The organism is Streptomyces sp. NPDC004721 (assembly GCF_053601495.1).
Window position 1 is genome coordinate 22,674 of record NZ_JBSGBZ010000042.1, and the last position, 17,714, is coordinate 40,387.

Below are 17,714 nucleotides of genomic sequence, written 5' to 3' on the forward strand. Positions count from 1 at the left end.
TCGGGGCCGGGCTAAGTTGAGGCGTATGGCTTCTACGCACGGTGCCGAGGTACTGGTCGCGTCCAATCGCGGCCCGGTTTCGTACGAGGTGCGCGAGAACGGCTCGCTCCACTCCCGGCGCGGAGGCGGAGGGCTGGTGTCCGGGCTCTCCGCGATCGGTCCGGAGGCGGGCGCGGTGTGGGTGTGCGCCGCGCTGAGCGACGCCGACCGGGAGGCGGCGGTCCGCTTCGAGAGCGGGCGCCGGCTGCCGTCGGAGGCGACCGGCGGGCAGCAGGTGCGGATGCTCGACATCGACGCGAAGGTCTTCTCCGACGCCTACAACGGCATCGCCAACTCGGTGCTGTGGTTCGTCCACCACATGCTGTACCAGACCCCGCTGGAGCCGGTCTTCGACGCGGACTTCCGGCGCCGCTGGAAGTCCTACGAGGCCTACAACCTGGCCTTCGCCGAGGCGCTGGCGGAGGAGGCGGCCGAGGGGGCGGCCGTGGTGGTGCAGGACTACCACCTGACGCTCGTGCCGGGGATGCTGCGCGACTTCCGGCCCGATGTGCGCATCGGGCACTTCTCGCACACGCCCTGGGCGCCGGCGGACTACTTCCGGATCCTCCCCGACGACATCGCCGAGCAGGTGCTGCGCGGGATGCTGGGCGCGGACCGGCTGGGCTTCCTCACCCAGCGGTGGGCGGACGCGTTCGCCGGCTGCTGCGACGCGCTCGTCGGCGGGCTCGGGGGCACCCGGATCGGGGTGCACGGGCTGGGCGCGGACGCGGAGTTCCTGCGGGAGCGGTCGCACCGTGCCGACGTCGAGGAGCGGATGGCGGCGCTGCGCGAGGAGGTCGGCGCCGGACCGGACGGGGGCCCGCGCCGGACGGTCGTGCGGGTGGACCGGACCGAGCTGTCCAAGAACATCGTGCGGGGGCTGCACGCGTACCGGCAGCTGCTGGAGGACCGCCCCGAGTGGCGCGAGCGGGTGGTGCACGTGGCGTTCGCCTACCCCTCACGGCAGGACCTCGCGGTGTACCGGGAGTACACGGAGGAGGTGCGGCGGGTGGCCGAGGAGATCAACGCGCACTACGGGACGCCCGGCTGGACCCCGGTCCTGCTGCACGTGGAGGACGACTTCGCGCGCTCGCTCGCGGCGTACCGGATCGCCGACGTGGCGCTGGTCAACCCCATCCGGGACGGGATGAACCTGGTCGCCAAGGAGGTGCCGGTCGTCTCCGACTCGGGGTGTGCGCTGGTGCTGTCGCGGGAGGCGGGCGCGTACGCGGAGCTGGGGGAGGACGCGGTCGTCGTCAACCCGTACGACGTGGTCGGGACGGCCGGGGCGCTGCACCGGGCGCTGAGCATGCCGGAGCACGAGCGGGCGGAGCGGACGAAGCGGCTGGCCGCCGCCGCGACCGCGCTGCCGCCCGCTCAGTGGTTCCTGGACCAGCTGGAGGAACTGGGCGGCTGAGCGGCCGAGCGGCTAGGCGAGGTGGTCCGCCAGGCTCCTCAGCAGTGCCACCACCCCGGCCGGGCCGTCCACCACCAGGTCGGCCCGCTCCGACACCTCCGTGACCTCCGTGCTGCCGCTGCAGACCAGGACGCCCGGAATCCCGTCCGAGCGGAGTTTGTCGACCGCGGCGAAGGCCGGCAGGTCGCCCAGGTCGTCGCCCGCGTACAGGACCGACGTGGCGCCCAGGTCGCGGGCGCAGTCCAGGAGGGCGACGCCCTTGTCCATGCCCGGAGGGCGCAGTTCGAGGACCATGCGGCCGGGCTCGACGATCAGCGCGTGGCGGCGGGCCAGGTCGGCGAGGGGCTCGCGCAGCGCCTCGAACGCGGCCTGCGGGTCGTCCGCGCGGCGGGTGTGGACGGCGACCGAGCGGCCCTTCTCCTCGATCCAGGTGCCGTGCCAGGCGCCGATCCGGTCGAGGAGGCCGGGCAGTTCGGCGCGGACCGCGGCGACACCGGGGTGCGGGGGCGGGGCGGTGACCGTGCCCGTGGCGGCGTCCCAGCGCTCGGCGCCGTAGTGGCCGAGGACCACCAGGTGTTCCAGGCCGGGTACGCCCGCGAAGCCGCCGTGGCGCACCGCGACGCCGGGCGGGCGGCCGGTGACCACCGCGACGGCGGCCACCTTCGGGGCGAGCGCGGAGAGCGCGGGCACGGCGTCCGGGTGGGCGCGGGCCTGGTCGGGGTCGGGGACGATCGGGGCGAGCGTCCCGTCGAAGTCGAGCGCGATCAGCGCGTGCTCCGGCCGGGTGAGGATCGCGGCGAGCCCGTCCCGGCCCGCCGGAGTGGCGGGCGTCGGGAGGGAGGAGACGGGGGCGGTCGAGTCGGTGGCGTGACTGTCCTGGCTTCCCATAGGGCGAACCTATCCCTCCACGGCCGCGGGCACTCCTCCGTTCCGGGCGGGTCTCAGCGCTCTGCGCGCCGGGCCTCGCGCACCCGGCGCAGCCGGTTCACCGTGACCGGGTCGTGGGCGAGGGCACGGGTGTCGTCGAGGAGGGCGTTGAGGAGCTGGTAGTAGCGGACGGGCGAGAGGCCCAGTTCCTCGCGTATCGCGCGCTCCTTCGCGCCGGGGCCGGTGAAGCCGCGGCGCTCCAGGGCGAGGATGTCCCGCTCCCTGCGGCCGAGCCCCTGCTCCTCGTCGTCGTCCATACCAGGCACCGTAGCCTCCACCACCGACAGCGGCCCTCGTCGGGACCCGACTGGCACGGCTGGGCCGACTGGCCCGACTGGCACGGCTGGGCCGGCGCCGCCGCACCGTTCCGGCCGTACCGGTGTCACCATGTGGACACAATTGGTCTGCACCAAGTAAGTGGACTAGACCTCTCCCGGTCGACGGGTCCACACTGTTCCACGTGAAACACGTCATCGCCCTCGATGTGGGTGGCACCGGGATGAAGGCCGCCCTGGTCGCCGCCGACGGCTCGCTGCTGCACCGGGCCCGCCGGGCGACCGGCCGCGAGCGCGGACCGGACGCCGTCGTCGAGGGCATCCTCGACTTCGCCGCCGAGCTGCGGGAGCACGGCGTCCGGCACCTCGGGGAGGAGGCGGCCGCGGCCGGTGTCGCCGTCCCCGGCATCGTCGACGAGGCGCGAGGCGTCGCCGTCTACGCGGCCAACCTCGGCTGGCGTGACGTACCTCTGCGCGACCTGCTCGCCGAGCGGCTCGGCGCCCCCGTGGCCCTGGGCCACGACGTGCGCACCGGGGGGCTGGCCGAAGGCCGGATCGGGGCGGGCAAGGGCGCCGACCGGTTCCTCTTCGTGCCGCTGGGCACCGGGATCGCGGGCGCCATCGGCATCGACGGCCGGGTGGAGGCGGGCGCGCACGGCTTCGCGGGCGAGATCGGCCACATCGTCGTACGCCCCGGGGGCCTGGCCTGTCCGTGCGGGCAGCGCGGCTGTCTGGAGCGGTTCGCCTCCGCGTCGGCGGTCAGCCAGGCGTGGGCCGAGGCGTGCGGGGACCCGGACGCGGACGCGGCGGACTGCGCCAAGGCCGTGGAGTCCGGGGACGCGCGGGCGCGGGCGGTCTGGCAGGAGGCGGTGGACGCGCTCGCCGACGGGCTGGTCACCGCGCTCACCCTGCTGGATCCGCGCACGCTGATCATCGGCGGCGGGCTCGCCGAGGCGGGCGAGACGCTGTTCTCGCCGCTGCGCGAGGCGGTCCGGCGGCGCGTCACCTTCCAGAAGCTGCCGTCGATCGTCCCCGCGGCCCTCGGGGACACCGCCGGATGCCTGGGCGCGGGGCTCCTGGCCTGGGACCTGCTCAACACTTCTACGACTTTTCCGGAGGTAGCCACCTGATGGCCCCCAGCAAGGTTCTGACCGGAGCCCGGGTGGTGTTGCCCACCGGGATCGTGGACGGCGGCCGTGTGATCGTCGACGGCACGCGGATCGCCGACAACGCCCGGGAGGACGCCGAGATCCTCGACGTACGCGGGCACTGGCTGGTCCCCGGCTTCGTCGACATCCACAACCACGGCGGAGGCGGCGCCTCCTTCTCCGGCACGGCCGACGACGTGCTGACCGCCGTCCGCACCCACCGGGAGCACGGCACCACCACCCTGGTCGCCTCGACCGTCACCGACGACATGGGCCTCCTCGTCAAGCAGGCGGGGCTGCTGTCGGAACTCGCCGAGCAGGGCGAGATCGCGGGCGTCCACTTCGAGGGGCCGTTCATCTCGCCGTGCCGCAAGGGAGCGCACTCCGAGGAGCTGCTGCGCGACCCGGACCCCGCCGAGGTGCGCAAGCTGATCGACGCCGCCCGCGGCCGGGCCAGGATGATGACCCTGGCCACGGAACTCCCCGGCGGCATCGACTCCGTACGGCTGCTCGCGGAGCACGGCGTGATCGCGGCGATCGGACACACGGACGCCACGTACGAGCAGACGGTGGAGGCGATCGACGCCGGAGCCACCGTCGCCACCCACCTGTTCAACGCGATGCCGCCGCTCGGCCACCGTGCCCCCGGCCCGATCGCGGCCCTGCTGGAGGACGAGCGGATCACGGTCGAGCTGATCAACGACGGTGTGCACCTGCACCCGGCCGCCCTGGAGATGGCGTTCCATCACGCGGGCGCCGGGCGGGTCGCGTTCATCACCGACGCCATGGACGCCGCCGGGATCGGCGACGGCCGCTACCTGCTGGGCCCGCTCCAGGTCGAGGTCGACGGCGGGGTGGCGCGGCTGGTGGAGGGCGGCTCGATCGCGGGCTCGACCCTGACCCTGGACCGGGCGTTCCGGCGGGCGGTCACGGTCGACCGGCTGCCGGTCACGGACGTGGTCGCCGCGCTGTCCGCCAATCCGGCCCGGCTGCTCGGGATGGACGACCGGGTGGGCTCCCTGGAACCCGGCAAGGACGCCGATCTCGTCCTGCTGGACGAGGACTTCGCCCTGAAGGGCGTCATGCGGCGGGGCGCATGGGTGGTTGAGCCCCAACTGGGCTGATCCGTCCGCCCATCCGGCCACGGTGGCCGGTCGGAGGGGTGGGCGGTGGGCCAGGTCTTTGGCATGATCGAGTCTCCGGAACTTCGCGGCGGACGCGCTTACTCGGGGGAGGTCGGCCCGGTGATCCTCACGGTCACGCTGAACACCGCTCTCGACATCACCTATCGGGTGCCGTCCCTGCGGCAGCACGCCTCCCACCGGGTGTCCGAGGTGACCGAGCGGCCCGGCGGCAAGGGCGTGAACGTGGGCCGGGTGCTGGCGGCCCTCGGTCACGAGGTGACGGTCACCGGCTTCGCGGGCGGGGCCACCGGGCACGAGGTGCGTGACCTCCTCGCGTCCGAGGCACCGGGCGTCGTGGACGCGCTGGTCCCGGTGGCCGGTGCGACCCGGCGCACGATAGCCGTGGTGGACCAGCGCACCGGCGACACCACCCAGCTCAACGAGCCCGGCCCGGTCGTCACCCCGGCCGAGTGGTCCGCCTTCCAGGACGTCTACGAGGACCTGCTCGGCTCGGTGTCGGCGGTGGCGCTGTGCGGCAGTCTGCCGCCGGGGCTGCCGGTGGGCGCGTACGCCGGTCTGGTGCGCACCGCGCGCGCCGCGAACGTGCCGGTGCTGCTGGACACCAGTGGCGAGGCGCTGCGCCGGGCCGTGGCCGCCCGCCCCGACATCGTCAAGCCGAACGCCGACGAACTGGCCGAACTCACCGGCTCCCACGAGCCGCTGCGCGCCACCCACGACGCCCGCCGCCGCGGCGCCCGCGCGGTGGTCGCCTCCCTGGGCGCGGAGGGCCTGCTCGCGCACACCTCCGACGGCCTGTGGCGGGCCGCCCCGCCGTCCCGCGTCAAGGGCAACCCGACCGGCGCCGGCGACTCCGCGGTCGCGGGCCTGCTCTCCGGTCTCGCCCAGCACCTGCCCTGGCCGGACCGCCTGAGCCGCGCGGTCGCCCTGTCCACGGCGACGGTCCTGTCCCCGGTGGCCGGCGAGTTCGACCGCGCGGCCTACGAGGAACTGCTGGGGCGGGTCTCGGTGACCGGAGAGGCCACCGCGGCGTGAGCGTCAGCCCGACTTGACCCAGCCCTTGACCAGCCACAGCTGGTCAAGGTTCGCATCACACTGGTTACCCTGCTCGCACGAGATCTTGATGGTGTTCGTGCCCTTGTTGAGCTGGATCCAGTTGTAGGTCTTCGTCCAGCCCTTCTCGTAGTCGCCCTCGGCTGCGTTCGCCCAGTTCTTCAGGTTGATCGGCGTGCTGGACACGGTGCCGTTGACCGTCAGAGTGGCGGTGCCGTCCTTGCCCGGGACGCCGTAACCGACGAACACGGTGTACTTGCCGTCCTCGGGGATGCCGTCGACGCTCCAGGTGGCCGAGGCGCCGACGTTGTTGAAGTTCGCCACATAGACGCCGCCGGCCGCCTGGGCGCCCTTGATGTCCGAGGCTTTGGTGGCGCCGCCGTCCAGATGCAGGGCCTCGGCGTCGGTCTTCGGCAACTCGCCGTCGCTCGGTGCGCTGCTGCTCGCCGACGGGCTCGGCTCGGTGCTCTGCGTGGCCGTCGGGGGCGTATCGCCGGCCTGGTTGTCGTCCTTCTTGCCCGAGTCGTCGCTGATCATCGCCACGCCGATGCCGATGACGACCGCGGCGACCACCGCGATGGCGCCGATCAGCAGGCCCTTGGTGTTCGGACCGCGGCCACGGCCGCCACCACCCTGGGGCTGCTGCCGCGCCGGGGCGCCGCCGGGGAGGGTCTCGGGTGCGGCGTAATGAGCGCTCGGCTGGCCGTACGCGCCTTGCTGCTGCGGGACCTGGCCGTACTGCCGCTGACCGACCGCGCGGACACGGTTGACCGAGTTCGGGTAGCCGTAACCGCCGGAGGGCGGCTGGGCTCCGTTGGCCTGGCCGTCGGCGTACAGGTAGCCGAACGGGTCGTCGTCCTCGGGCGTGCTCGCGCCGCTGTTGCCGGGCGTCATCCCTTGGTACTCCTCAACAGGTGCGGGTGGTGCGGTACGTCGTGAGAAAGGCGAGCCTACCCGCTTCGCGGGGCCCAAACGGGTGACTCATGCCGCACAGGGTGGCTGACCTGCGGATCATCCGGCACGGCGATGCTGTTTGGGACGAGATCGTTTCTCGACGTACATCCGTTCGTCGGCTGATTTCAGCACTTCGTCCGCCGTCATGCCGCACTGGGCCCACCCGATGCCGAAGCTCGCCCCGACCCGGACGGCCCGGCCCTCGGCGCGGATCGGCTGGATGATCTCGTTCCGCAGCCGTACGGCGAGGTCCTGGGCGTCGGCCCGGCCGAGGCCGTCGGCGAGGATCACGAACTCGTCGCCACCGAGCCGGGCCACGGTGTCGCCGTCGCGCACGCCGTTGCTCAGCCGCCGGGCCACCTCGATGAGCACCGCGTCGCCCGCGTTGTGCCCGAACCGGTCGTTGATCGACTTGAAGCCGTCGAGGTCGCAGAAGAGGACCGCGAGGCCCTTGGCGCCGTCGTCGTGGTCGCCCTCGGGGGCGACGGTGTGCACGTGGTGGTCGTAGCCGTCGTAGGCCCGGGTGCCCGGCCGGAAGTCGAAGCCGTGGTCGCCGACGTCGTAGCCGGGGTGGCCGTAGGCGGTGTCCTGCGACTCGGCGTCGCCCGCGTGCGCGGACTGGGGCCGCCGGCACAGCCGGGCGGACAGGCGGGCACGCAGCTCGGCGGAGTTCGGCAGGCCGGTGAGGGAGTCGTGGGAGGCGCGGTGGGCGAGCTGGAGCTCGCGGCGCTTGCGCTCCTCTATGTCCTCGACGTGGGTGAGCAGGAAGCGGGGCCCGTCGGCGGCGTCCGCGACGACGGAGTTGCGCAGGGACACCCACACGTACGAGCCGTCGCGGCGACCCAGGCGCAGCTCCGCCCGGCCGCCCTCGGCCGAGGTCCGCAGCAGGGTGCCTATGTCCTCGGGGTGGACGAGGTCGGAGAAGGAGTAGCGGCGCATGGCGGAGGCGGGGCGGCCCAGCAGGCGGCACAGGGCGTCGTTGGTGCGCAGGATCCGGCCGTGCTGGTCGCCGCCCATCTCGGCGATGGCCATGCCGGAGGGCGCGTACTCGAAGGCCTGGCGGAAACTCTCCTCGCTGGCGCGCAGGGCCTGCTGCTCGCGCTCCAGGCGTATGAGGGCGCGCTGCATGTTGGAGCGCAGCCGGGCGTTGCTGATCGCGATGGCCGCCTGGAAGGCGTACATCTGGAGGGCCTCACGGCCCCAGGCGCCGGGCCGGCGGCCGTTGCGCGGGCGGTCCACGGAGATCACGCCGAGCAGTTCGCCGGAGGAGCCGCCGGACCCGCCGGGTACGTCCATGGGCGCGAAGAGCCGGTCGGCGGGGTGCCACTCGTCCTCGAAGCGCGGCGCGGGCCCGTCGGTGTACCACGTCGGGACGTCGTCGTCGTCGAGGACCCAGCCCTCGGTATGGGGTATGAAGACCAGGCCGCCCCACTGCTCGCCCATGGCCAGCCGGCGGTCCCAGGACTCCCGGGAGCCGACGCGGCCGGTGATCAGCGCCTCCGCGGCGGAGTTCCCGGCGAAGGCGGCGACCACGAGGTCACCGTCGGCACGCACGAGGTTGACACAGGCCAGCTCGTAGCCGAGGCCCTGCACGACGCCGTCGGCGACGGTCTGCAGTGTGTCCGCCAGACTCCTCGCGGTGTTCATGTCCGCCATGACCTGGTGCAGTTGCCGCAGGGACGCCAGGCGGACGTACGGCTCCGAGTCGGTCTCCATGCTCGCCCTCCCCCCGAGACCTCGCCAGCGAATCAAGGGTGCTGTTCGGCGTTCGTCTGCGCATTCTCCGCCACTGAATCACAGCGCGAAGCCCACTCGGTACACAGGGTCAACAATTCACAGCTCTTGTGACTCAAGTCACAGATGAACGTGAACAATTGAGTGCGGTTTCTGTCTTTTCCCTGTGCGTTTGGTGAACGCGGGCCACGCGGCCGTGGAGACATGATGCACGACATACTCGTCCGCTGGTCCTAGGTCCGGCTTCGGGCGGAGGCCCGATGCGGCGGCCACGGACCGGTGGTTAGCGTTCCGTGTGTGTTGAAGACTTCCTCCGTACCGCCCGCCTCCCCCACCGCCTCCGCCGAGCTCCGGGCTCCGCTCGGGCAGGGGGGACCCCTGCCCGGGCATGCTGAGGGGGTGACCAACGAGGAGTTCCGTGCCGCGATGTCCAGGCTGGCCGCCGGTGTGGTCCTGGTGACCGCGCAGGAGCCGCCGCTCGACCCGGACGACCCGCAGGCGCCGGCCGGCGAGGACGCGGGCATGACGGCGACGGCGTTCATGTCGGTGTCCCTGGACCCGCCGCTGGCCCTGGTCAGCCTGCGCGAGGGCTCCCGCATGGACGACCTGCTCGCCGAACAGCCCCTGTGGGCGGTCTCGGTCCTCACCGACAGCCAGCACACCGCCGCCGGCCGCTTCGCCATGAAGGGCCGGGTCAGCGACCGCCTGCTGTTCAGGGACCTCCCCCACACCCGCGGCGAGGTCTCCGGCGCCCCCCTGCTGACCGACGCCCTGGCCACCCTGGAGCTGCGCACCGAGCAGCGGGTGCCGGCGGGCGACCACACCCTGGTCATCGGCCGGGTCCTGACGGCCCGCCTGCCCGGCACGGGCGGCGAACCGCTGCTGTACTACCGCGGCCGCTACCGCCGGCTGGGCTGACGCCCCGCCCGCGTCCGGCGTCCCTCCGGCGCCGTACCCGGGGCTACCCCCAGTCCTTCCCGGAGCGCCCCCGCTTCGTCTCGGAGCGCTGCTTCTTCTCGCGCAGCCGCCGCTCGTTGATGCCGCGCGGGATCCTGGTGGGCCTGCGCGGCCTGGGCGGGGGCGCGGTCGCCTCGGCGAGGATCGCGGCGAGGCGCACGGCAGCGGCCTCGCGGTTGCGCCACTGGGAGCGGTGCTCGGAGGCGCGCACGCTGATGACGCCGTCGACGAGCCGGTCCGCGAGGCGCTCCAGCGCACGCTGCTTCCACACCTCGGGCAGCGCCTCGGTGCCGGCGAGGTCGAAACGCAACTCCACCTGGGAGTCCGTGGTGTTGACGTGCTGGCCGCCCGGCCCGGAGGACCGCGAGAAGCGCCAGGCCAGTTCGGCCTCGGGGAGCGCGACGGAGCCGCGGATGAGATGGGGACCGGACATGTCGTCCATGTTCCCCTTCCCCACCGTGTCACGTCATCATGTTTTCGCCGCGGACGTGTTCGATCGGGTGGGTAAAAAAGGTAAAGGGACGCGGAACCCGCAGGACCCCCTCGACGTTCCTATGGGTGGCGGTAGCTTCGTCCGCACACGCAACGAGGGAAGGGACTCCCAACAATGGCTGTAAGCCTGTCCAAGGGTGGCAACGTCTCGCTCACCAAGGAGGCTCCGGGCCTGACCGCCGTCACCGTGGGCCTCGGCTGGGACGTCCGCACCACCACCGGCACGGACTTCGACCTGGACGCGTCCGCGATCGCGGTCAACGCGCAGGGCAAGGTCTACTCGGACCAGCACTTCGTCTTCTTCAACAACAAGCAGACCCCGGACAACTCCATCGTCCACACCGGCGACAACGTCACCGGCGAGGGCGAGGGAGACGACGAGGCGATCAACGTCAACCTCGCCGGGCTCCCCGCCGACGTCGACAAGGTCGTCTTCCCGGTCTCCATCTACGACGCCGAGAACCGCGGCCAGAACTTCGGCCAGGTCCGCAACGCCTACATCCGCATCGTCAACCAGGCAGGCGGCACCGAGATCGCCCGCTACGACCTGTCGGAGGACGCGGCCACCGAGACGGCCATGGTCTTCGGCGAGCTGTACCGCAACGGCGCGGAGTGGAAGTTCCGCGCCGTTGGCCAGGGCTACGCCTCGGGCCTGGTCGGCATCGCCCAGGACTTCGGCGTCAACGTCTGACGGACGCGGTCCGCCGCCCGCAGCCCCGGCCCGCGAAGGGCCGGAGCTGCGGGCGCTGCTCCCCACCGCTCCGGCCGGCCGTCCTCCGCGCCAGAGGGCACCCGGGGCGTGTGGTGCGCGGTACGTTGCCCGGGTGTTCCTCGAGCCCCTGACCCTCCCGCCGGACCGCGGCCTCCCGGGCGAGCTGCTGACCGAGCTCACCACGCTCTACGCCTCCCAGCGCGACTTCCACGCCCTCAGCGGCGACTTCCCCGACCCGGACGACATCCGCCCGGAACAGGTGGCGACCGCGCTGGCGGACGAACTGGCCGCCCCGGACGCGGAGGTGCTGCTCGCCCGCAGCGAGGGACGGCTCGTCGGGATCGCGATCACGCTCGCCCACCATCCCGACCCGGCCGACCCGGACCCGTGGATCGGCCTGCTGATGATCGACGCGGGCGCACAACGGCACGGCTACGGACGCCGGTTGGCGTCCCTCGTCGAGGACCGCTTCCGTGCCGCGGGCCGGGCCGCCGTGCGCCTGGCCGTTCTCGGGAACAACCCCGGGGGCCTGGCGTTCTGGACCGCCCTCGGCTACCGGCACCTCGCCCACCGCCGGGACCGGCACATGGGCCGCCCGTGCGTGGTGCTGCGCAAGCGGCTGGACTGAGGGAACGGGCCGGCTGATGGGACCGGCCGGCCGCGGTCAGGGACCCGTCGGCTTGCCGTCCCCGTACAGCCAGTCGGCCCATATCCCGCCGAAGTCCGTGCCCGGGGCCTTCTTCTCCACGTAGGCGGTGAAGTCGGCGGTGTCCGCGTTGCCGTGGCGGTGGGCCGCGGCCCAGCCCCGGACGATGTCGTCGAAGGCGTGGTCACCGACCGCCTGGCGGATCCTGTGCAGAACCATCGCGCCGCGTTCGTAGACGGGCCGTTCGGAGATGTGCGCGGCGTCGACCGGCTTGGCGGGTGGAAAGGACCACAAGGCCCTGTTCTGGGCGTCGTCGGCGAAGTAGTCGCCTCGTTGGAGCGCGTCGAAGGCCTGCTGCGCGGTCCGGCCGCCGTGGTCCTCGTCCCACAGCCACCGCGCGTACGTCGCGAAGGCCTCGCTCAGCCACATGTCCCGCCAGCTCTTCGGGGTGACGGAGTCCCCGTACCACTGGTGGACGAGTTCGTGGACGAGGGTTCCGATGTCGGGGGCGCCGGGGAAGACGGGCCGGTTCTGGGTCTCCAGGGCGTAACCGGCGTCCTCGCGACGGCCGACGATCGCGCCGGTGGACGAGAAGGGGTACGGGCCGAAGCGGCGCTCCGCCCACTCGACGATTTCGGGAATCCTGGCCGTCACGGCCCCGCTCGCCCGCACCTGGGACGGCTCCACGGCGACGTACACCGGCAGACCGCTCCTCGTGGTGAAGCGGGTGATCTCGAAGCGGCCGATCGCGACGGTGGCCAGATAGCTCGCCATCGGCTCGGCGGTGCGCCACCGGAACGTCGTACGCCCCCCGCTGGTCGTCTCGCTCCTCAACTCGCCGTTGGAGACGGCCCGCAGACCCTCGGGCACGGTGACCGAGATGTCGTACGTGGCCTTGTCGGACGGATGGTGGTTCCCCGGGAACCACGCCATCGAGCCGACCGGTTCACCGAGGGCGAGAGCGCCGTCGGCGGTGGGCAGCCATCCCTCCCGCGCCCCGTCCGGGTCGACGACGGCCTGCGGCCGCCCCGAGTAGCGCACCGTCGCGGTGAACGTCTTCCCCTTCACCAGATCGTCGTGCGGGCGCACGGTGAGTTCCTGCCCGGCCCGGCTGAACCAGGCGGCCCTCCCCTCCACCGTGACGCTCCGGACGTCGAGCCCCACGAGATCGAGGTCGAAGGCGGACAGGTCCTTGGCGGCCCGGGCGGTGATCACCGCCGTACCCGTGAGGTGACGCCGGCCCGGGTCGTAGTCGAGGGTCAGGCCGTAGTGGCTGACGTCGTACCCGCCGTTGCCCGCCCTGGGGAAGTACGGATCGTGCACCCCGGCCCCGCCCGGGGTGCCCCGGACACCGCCGTCGCACCCGGTCAGCGTCAGCGCGAGCAGGGCGCAGCCGGCCGCGGCGGTCCGGACAAGCAGGGCAGATCGATGCACGCGCGCGATCCTATGCGGGGCACATGACACCATCGCCTACGTGCTCGACATCGGCTACGCCCTCTCCAACCGCTTCCCCGACCCGCCGCAGACGGACTACCGCCGCGCGGACGTGCGGGCGCTGCGGCACGACCTGTTCTGCGGCGACGTCTACCTGGCCGACACCGAGTCGGACCGCGAACTGGCCACGGCCTGGGGCTGGGTGCCCGTACTCGACTTCGCCTGGGCCCTGTGCGACATCGTCGAGCGGCTGGACCGGGACCCGGCCGGCTCCCGCGCCTCCCGTCCGCAGCGGGCGGAGCTGGACTTCACCGAGTCCACGGACCGCATGCTCTTCGAGCGCCGCTTCGGCTGGGTCGACATCGTGTCCGACTGGATGCCCGTCGAGGAGTCCCCGCTGAGCTTCTCGCACGCGGCGCTGCGCCGCGAGGCCCGTGACTTCCTGCACGATCTCGTCGCCGACCTGTGCGACCTGCACGAGGACCTGGCGGAGAACCCGGCGATCTGGACCCTCCAGGCCCGCTACCCCCGCGTCTCCTGAACCGTCTCTCGGCCGGAAGCCCCTTTCAGCCCTTCAGCTCTTTCAGTCCCCTCACCCCTCCACCCTGATCCCCAGCTCCGCCGCCAGCACCGGCGCCAGGTCCAGGAGCTGACCGGTGCTGATCACCGCGCCCGCCAGCCGGTCCAGCCCGCGCGCGATCTCCAGGGATGCGGCGCCCCGCAGGTCCACGTCCGAGAGCGTCGCCGCGCTGAAGTCGACGCCCTTGACCACGCAGTCCACGAACTCCACCCGCTCAAGCCGGGCGCCCCCGAAGTCCGGCTCGACGAGGACGCAGCCCTCGAAGACGACGTCCCGCAGCCGGGCCCTGCGCAGGTTCAGGTAGTCGATCTTGCCGCCGCGGATCCACACGCGCTCCAGGACCGCACCGTGGCACTGCACACCGCCGAGGCGGGCGTCGACCACCTCCACATCACGCAGGGTCGCCTCGGCGAGGTCGGTGCCGACACCCCGTATGCCGGTGAGGACCGAGTCCAGGAAGCGGGCGTGCCGCAGCGACGCGTCGTCCAGCGCGCAGCCTCCGAGCGCGCAGTCCAGGAACCGGGCCCCCGCCCCGTCCTGCCCGGCGAAGTCCTCCTCCCGGAACTCCAGCCCGTCGTAGTCCCCGTCCGGCGCCAGTCCCCCGCCGCCGTACGCCTCCAGCGCCGGCAACCGCACCTCGGGCCGCCGCGCGCTCTTCACACCGGCCCTACCGCTCGCTCCGCTCACCATGCCCCCATGCTGCCCCCCGCCACTGACAATCCCCCCTCCCGACCGCGGGGCGCCCTGCATGCACGAGGATGCGATACCTCCCGATTCATGGTCTTCTGGCCAGGTGAGCGTCGCCCGTCCAGGTCAATCCTCGTCCCGGGAAACCGACCGGCACCGCTGGTGGGCACTGGTCGTCATCGCGCTCGCGCAGCTGATGGTGGTCCTGGACGCGACGATCGTGAACATCGCGCTCCCCTCCGCCCAGCACGCCCTGCACATGTCCGACGGCAACCGGCAGTGGGTCATCACCGCCTACTCCCTCGGCTTCGGCGGGCTGCTCCTGCTCGGCGGGCGGATCGCCGACCTGGTGGGCCGCAAGCGCACGTTCCTCGTCGGGCTGGCCGGGTTCGCCGCCGCCTCCGTGTTCGGAGGCGCGGCCACCTCCTCGGGCATGCTCTACGGCGCCCGCGCCCTTCAGGGCGCCTTCGCCGCCGTCCTCGCCCCCTCCGCGCTCAGCCTGCTGACCACGACCTTCACCCACCCCAGGGAGCGCGGGAAGGCGTTCGGCATCTACGGCGCCCTGGCGGGCAGCGGCTCGGCGATCGGCTTCATCGTCGGCGGCGTGCTGACGGAGTTCCTGAACTGGCGCTGGTGCCTGTACGTCAACGTGCCCATCGCCGTCGTCGCGGTCCTCGGCACCCTGACCCTGCTGCGCGACAGGCCGGGTCGGGCGAGCGCCCGGCTGGACCTGCCCGGGGCGGCGCTGGGCTGCGGCGGCCTGGTCGCCGTCGTCTACGGGTTCAGCGAGGCCCAGCCGCGCGGCTGGACCGACCCGGTGGTCCTGAGCCTGTTCGCCCTCGGTGCGGCGCTGCTCCTGACGTTCGTGTGGTGGCAGAGCCGGGCGCCGGTGCCCCTGCTGCCGCTGCACGTCCTGCGGGACCGCAACCGGGCGGGGTGCCTCCTGACCATGCTGCTGGCGGTGATCGGCATGTTCGGGCTGTACCTGTTCATGACGTACTACCTGCAGGAGATCCTCGGCTACTCGCCGCTGCGCACCGGTCTCGCCTTCCTGCCGCTGACCGCCGCGGTCATCACCGGTTCGACGCAGATCTCGGCCCGGCTGCTGCGGCACGTGGCACCTCGCGTGCTCATGGTCCCCGGCATGCTCCTCGCCGCGGGCGGGCTACTGCTCCTGACCCGGCTCACGGTCGACTCGCGCTACCCGAGCGAGGTGCTGCCCGCGCTGGTGCTGATGGGCCTCGGCATGGGCCTGACCTTCATGCCGGTGTTCGCCACCGCCACCGCGGGCGTCGCCCCGCAGGACTCGGGGGTGACCTCCGCGACCGTGAACACCTCGCAGCAGGTCGGCGGTTCCATCGGCACCGCCCTGCTCAACACGGTCGCCACGACCAGCGGCGCCGCCTACGTCACCGCCCATCTGCGCGGCCGGGCGGACCGGGCCCGGGTGGTGCCGGAGGGCATCGTCCACGGCTACACGGTCGCCCTCTGGTGGGCGGCCGCCGTCATGCTGGTGGCCAGTCTGATCGCGGGCCTGATGGTGACGGGCAGGGCCCCCAAGCACGGGGCCCCGACGGAGGCGCCCGTATCGGAACCCGTGGCATGAGGCACGGGGCCCGAGAGCCGGGCGCTAACGCCTCAGGGCGAACAGCGCCTTCCTCGGGTTCCACGGCTCTCCCCGGCCCCTGACCAGCGGATAGCAGCCCAGGCCGACCAGGACGGCGGCGAAGTGCCCCAGATCGGTGAAGGTGTGCCTGGTCACCAGCGACACGGCGTAGAAGACGAGGACGGCGGCCAGGTACAGGTACCGCCAGGGCGGGGCGATCCGGTACGTCAGCACCCCCATCACCCCGGCCAGGGCGTAACTCACACCGACGTCCAGAGTGTTGACGGCCGACGCGGGCACCATGTACCGCTGGATCGCCCACAGCACGGCGCCCTCGCTGATCAGCGTCGCCAGCACGTGCGCGGTCAGGCACACCAGCAGCCAGCGCAGGGTGCCCAGCCAGCGCTCGGCCTGGGCGTGGAAGACCGTGTAGAGGACCGCGTACGGCAGCCAGTGGCCGCTGTCGATCCACATGGCGCTGGAGAAGAGCACCCGCACCGGGTCGTTCGACAGCTCGCGCAGGTTCGTCGAGCGGTGACGCAGGAAGTGCTCCTCGAACTGCGGCGACATGTGGTGCAGGGCGACGGTGGTCAGGAACAGGATCAGCAGCCAGACGTACGTCCCCGGAGCGCTGCGGACGTACGCCGTCGCCGCCCGGAGCCCACGCCGCATCCGCATGACCCCGTTCACCGGGAACCTCCGAGGACGCCCCCGGCTCCGGGGGCAAGATGAATCGGACTCCCGCGAAACAGGGCAAGGAACGGGGTTTCACCCAAAAGGTGCAAGACCGCCCACACGGTTGGGTAAGCTGACTGCCGTGCGTTGCGAGAGCCAAGCACGCGCAACTCCTTTGTCTTAACGGGCAACCGGGCAGGTTCCGTCCCGGCTGGTGCTGAGAGCGTCAGACTCGTTCGCCCGCCGAGCGAATGGGCTGCTTGAGCCAGGAATCCCCCTGCTTCAGCTGGGGGAGGGTTCAAACGCGCAAGTATGGTCGTAAGGGTGATCGAGGTGCCCGGCGCGCTGGCCGCTTCCCAGGAGAAATTCAACGGGGCGGCGGGCCGCGCGTTCGTCGCCGGTCTGCCCCGGCAGGTGGCCGGCTTCCTCGACCGGTGGCGGCTGCGGATCGACGGGCCGGCGATGCACGGCGTGTGCGCGCTGGTCCTTCCGGTCATCCGCGCCGACCTCCTGCCCGCCGTCCTGAAGCTCCAACTGCCCGACGAGGAGAGCGCGGGAGAGGCGCCGGCGCTGCGCGTGTGGGACGGTGCGGGGGCCGTACGGCTGCTGGAGCACGACGAGCCGACCGGCACGCTGCTGCTGGAACGGCTCGACTCCGCCCGCCCTCTGACGCGCCTGCCGGACACCCGTGAGGCCGTCCTGGTGATCGCCGGCCTGCTGGCCCGCCTGACCTCCGTACCGGCCCCGGCGGGGATACGGCGGCTGGGTGACATCGCGGGTGCCCTGCTGGAGCGGACTCCGAGCGCGTTGCGGCGACTGCCCGGCGGGGACGACCGCCGGCTGCTCGCGGACTGCGCCGCCGCCGTGCGCGAGGTCGCCCGTGAAAGCGGCGACCGGCTGCTGCACTGGGACCTGCACTACGACAACGTCCTCGGCGCCGACCGCGAGCCCTGGCTGGCCATCGATCCCAAGCCGCTCGCCGGGGACCCGGGCTTCGAGCTGTTCCCGGCGCTGTTCAACCGCTTCGAGCCCGCCGAGGTCGTCCCGCGCTTCGAGGCCATGACCTGGGCGCTGGGCCTCGACCGCGACCGGGCCCGCGCCTGGACGCTCGGCCGTGTGCTGCAGAACGCCCTGTGGGACCTGGAGGACGGTCGCCCGCTGTCCCCCGAACAGCTGAGGATCGGCCGCGCCCTGCGCCGGTGACACGCCGCCGGACCGCGCCCGCGCCGGTGACAC

General features: G+C 72.6%; 18 protein-coding genes. 10 read left to right on the top strand and 8 right to left on the bottom strand.

The annotated features are described in order from the left end of the window. Positions 1–25: 25 nt before the first annotated feature. Entirely contained in the window at positions 26–1,456 is a 1,431-nt protein-coding gene (locus tag ACWEK3_RS30370; RefSeq protein WP_453251062.1) for an alpha,alpha-trehalose-phosphate synthase (UDP-forming), read from the top strand. A gap of 12 nt (positions 1,457–1,468) precedes the next feature. On the opposite strand, the gene otsB is transcribed toward ACWEK3_RS30370, so the two are convergent. After that, positions 1,469–2,344 carry a trehalose-phosphatase gene (gene otsB / locus ACWEK3_RS30375; RefSeq protein ID WP_453251063.1) on the bottom strand — a complete coding sequence of 292 codons (876 nt, stop codon included), beginning with the start codon at positions 2,342–2,344 and terminating at the stop codon, positions 1,469–1,471. Between the two features lie 53 nt (positions 2,345–2,397). Next, positions 2,398–2,640: a DUF3263 domain-containing protein gene (locus ACWEK3_RS30380; RefSeq protein WP_141360135.1), complete on the bottom strand. Its 243-nt coding sequence runs from the start codon at positions 2,638–2,640 to the stop codon at positions 2,398–2,400. 203 nt (positions 2,641–2,843) lie between these two features. Between ACWEK3_RS30380 and ACWEK3_RS30385 the strand changes: the two genes are divergently transcribed. The 3 genes from ACWEK3_RS30385 to ACWEK3_RS30395 all read left to right on the top strand — a co-directional run bounded on the left by ACWEK3_RS30385 (position 2,844) and on the right by ACWEK3_RS30395 (position 5,983). Then, on the top strand, positions 2,844–3,788 hold the full coding sequence (locus tag ACWEK3_RS30385) for an ROK family protein (protein WP_453251064.1): 945 nt from the start codon (positions 2,844–2,846) through the stop codon (positions 3,786–3,788). After that, positions 3,788–4,930 (top strand): N-acetylglucosamine-6-phosphate deacetylase, encoded by a 1,143-nt coding sequence (gene nagA / locus ACWEK3_RS30390; RefSeq protein WP_384428839.1) that lies wholly within the window; start codon positions 3,788–3,790, stop codon positions 4,928–4,930. Before ACWEK3_RS30385 ends, nagA begins: the two co-directional genes overlap by 1 nt. 120 nt (positions 4,931–5,050) lie before the next feature. After that, positions 5,051–5,983 carry a 1-phosphofructokinase family hexose kinase gene (locus tag ACWEK3_RS30395; protein WP_450544882.1) on the top strand — a complete coding sequence of 311 codons (933 nt, stop codon included), beginning with the start codon at positions 5,051–5,053 and terminating at the stop codon, positions 5,981–5,983. Between the two features lie 3 nt (positions 5,984–5,986). On the opposite strand, the gene ACWEK3_RS30400 is transcribed toward ACWEK3_RS30395, so the two are convergent. Both ACWEK3_RS30400 and cdgB read right to left on the bottom strand, forming a co-directional pair. After that, the gene (locus tag ACWEK3_RS30400; RefSeq protein ID WP_450544849.1) at positions 5,987–6,895 is read right to left on the bottom strand and encodes a carbohydrate-binding protein; all 909 of its coding nucleotides are present in this window, start codon (positions 6,893–6,895) and stop codon (positions 5,987–5,989) included. Between the two features lie 117 nt (positions 6,896–7,012). Further along, positions 7,013–8,671: a diguanylate cyclase CdgB gene (cdgB, locus tag ACWEK3_RS30405; protein WP_450544847.1), complete on the bottom strand. Its 1,659-nt coding sequence runs from the start codon at positions 8,669–8,671 to the stop codon at positions 7,013–7,015. Positions 8,672–9,088: 417 nt separating this feature from the next. Here cdgB and ACWEK3_RS30410 point away from each other — a divergent pair, with 417 nt between their 5' ends. After that, complete coding sequence (locus ACWEK3_RS30410) at positions 9,089–9,607, top strand: flavin reductase family protein (RefSeq protein WP_361412704.1); 519 nt, start codon at positions 9,089–9,091, stop codon at positions 9,605–9,607. A gap of 43 nt (positions 9,608–9,650) precedes the next feature. On the opposite strand, the gene arfB is transcribed toward ACWEK3_RS30410, so the two are convergent. Continuing rightward, a complete protein-coding gene (gene arfB, locus ACWEK3_RS30415; RefSeq protein WP_361412705.1) occupies positions 9,651–10,088 on the bottom strand; it encodes an alternative ribosome rescue aminoacyl-tRNA hydrolase ArfB in 438 nt (145 codons plus the stop codon). A 165-nt stretch (positions 10,089–10,253) separates the two neighbouring features. Between arfB and ACWEK3_RS30420 the strand changes: the two genes are divergently transcribed. Together ACWEK3_RS30420 and ACWEK3_RS30425 are read left to right on the top strand one after the other, a co-directional pair. Then, positions 10,254–10,829, top strand: a complete 576-nt coding sequence (locus ACWEK3_RS30420) for a TerD family protein (RefSeq protein ID WP_361412706.1) — start codon at positions 10,254–10,256, stop codon at positions 10,827–10,829. Between the two features lie 133 nt (positions 10,830–10,962). Next, the gene (locus ACWEK3_RS30425; RefSeq protein ID WP_450544844.1) at positions 10,963–11,478 is read left to right on the top strand and encodes an N-acetyltransferase family protein; all 516 of its coding nucleotides are present in this window, start codon (positions 10,963–10,965) and stop codon (positions 11,476–11,478) included. A gap of 36 nt (positions 11,479–11,514) precedes the next feature. On the opposite strand, the gene ACWEK3_RS30430 is transcribed toward ACWEK3_RS30425, so the two are convergent. Next, a complete protein-coding gene (locus tag ACWEK3_RS30430) occupies positions 11,515–12,930 on the bottom strand; it encodes a M1 family metallopeptidase (RefSeq protein WP_450544842.1) in 1,416 nt (471 codons plus the stop codon). 40 nt (positions 12,931–12,970) lie between these two features. Between ACWEK3_RS30430 and ACWEK3_RS30435 the strand changes: the two genes are divergently transcribed. Beyond that, the gene (locus ACWEK3_RS30435; protein WP_450544840.1) at positions 12,971–13,471 is read left to right on the top strand and encodes a hypothetical protein; all 501 of its coding nucleotides are present in this window, start codon (positions 12,971–12,973) and stop codon (positions 13,469–13,471) included. Between the two features lie 51 nt (positions 13,472–13,522). On the opposite strand, the gene ACWEK3_RS30440 is transcribed toward ACWEK3_RS30435, so the two are convergent. Further along, positions 13,523–14,200 (bottom strand): pentapeptide repeat-containing protein, encoded by a 678-nt coding sequence (locus ACWEK3_RS30440; RefSeq protein ID WP_390874938.1) that lies wholly within the window; start codon positions 14,198–14,200, stop codon positions 13,523–13,525. A gap of 103 nt (positions 14,201–14,303) precedes the next feature. On the opposite strand from ACWEK3_RS30440, the gene ACWEK3_RS30445 reads away from it, so the two are divergent. Next, the gene (locus ACWEK3_RS30445; RefSeq protein WP_450544838.1) at positions 14,304–15,803 is read left to right on the top strand and encodes an MFS transporter; all 1,500 of its coding nucleotides are present in this window, start codon (positions 14,304–14,306) and stop codon (positions 15,801–15,803) included. Between the two features lie 24 nt (positions 15,804–15,827). Here ACWEK3_RS30445 and ACWEK3_RS30450 read toward each other — a convergent pair whose 3' ends face one another. Continuing rightward, entirely contained in the window at positions 15,828–16,481 is a 654-nt protein-coding gene (locus tag ACWEK3_RS30450) for a rhomboid-like protein (RefSeq protein WP_450544836.1), read from the bottom strand. A 309-nt stretch (positions 16,482–16,790) separates the two neighbouring features. On the opposite strand from ACWEK3_RS30450, the gene ACWEK3_RS30455 reads away from it, so the two are divergent. Then, a complete protein-coding gene (locus ACWEK3_RS30455; RefSeq protein ID WP_453251065.1) occupies positions 16,791–17,681 on the top strand; it encodes an aminoglycoside phosphotransferase family protein in 891 nt (296 codons plus the stop codon). Positions 17,682–17,714: the final 33 nt, after the last annotated feature.

Coding starts and splice junctions, on each gene's coding strand:
- ACWEK3_RS30370 (WP_453251062.1), top strand. CDS start 26: ATGGCTTCTACGCACGGTGCCGAGGTACTGGTCGCGTCCAATCGCGGC.
- arfB (WP_361412705.1), bottom strand. CDS start 10,088: ATGGACGACATGTCCGGTCCCCATCTCATCCGCGGCTCCGTCGCGCTC.
- ACWEK3_RS30420 (WP_361412706.1), top strand. CDS start 10,254: ATGGCTGTAAGCCTGTCCAAGGGTGGCAACGTCTCGCTCACCAAGGAG.
- ACWEK3_RS30450 (WP_450544836.1), bottom strand. CDS start 16,481: ATGCGGATGCGGCGTGGGCTCCGGGCGGCGACGGCGTACGTCCGCAGC.
- nagA (WP_384428839.1), top strand. CDS start 3,788: ATGGCCCCCAGCAAGGTTCTGACCGGAGCCCGGGTGGTGTTGCCCACC.
- otsB (WP_453251063.1), bottom strand. CDS start 2,344: ATGGGAAGCCAGGACAGTCACGCCACCGACTCGACCGCCCCCGTCTCC.
- ACWEK3_RS30440 (WP_390874938.1), bottom strand. CDS start 14,200: ATGGTGAGCGGAGCGAGCGGTAGGGCCGGTGTGAAGAGCGCGCGGCGG.
- cdgB (WP_450544847.1), bottom strand. CDS start 8,671: ATGGAGACCGACTCGGAGCCGTACGTCCGCCTGGCGTCCCTGCGGCAA.
- ACWEK3_RS30380 (WP_141360135.1), bottom strand. CDS start 2,640: ATGGACGACGACGAGGAGCAGGGGCTCGGCCGCAGGGAGCGGGACATC.
- ACWEK3_RS30455 (WP_453251065.1), top strand. CDS start 16,791: ATGGTCGTAAGGGTGATCGAGGTGCCCGGCGCGCTGGCCGCTTCCCAG.
- ACWEK3_RS30400 (WP_450544849.1), bottom strand. CDS start 6,895: ATGACGCCCGGCAACAGCGGCGCGAGCACGCCCGAGGACGACGACCCG.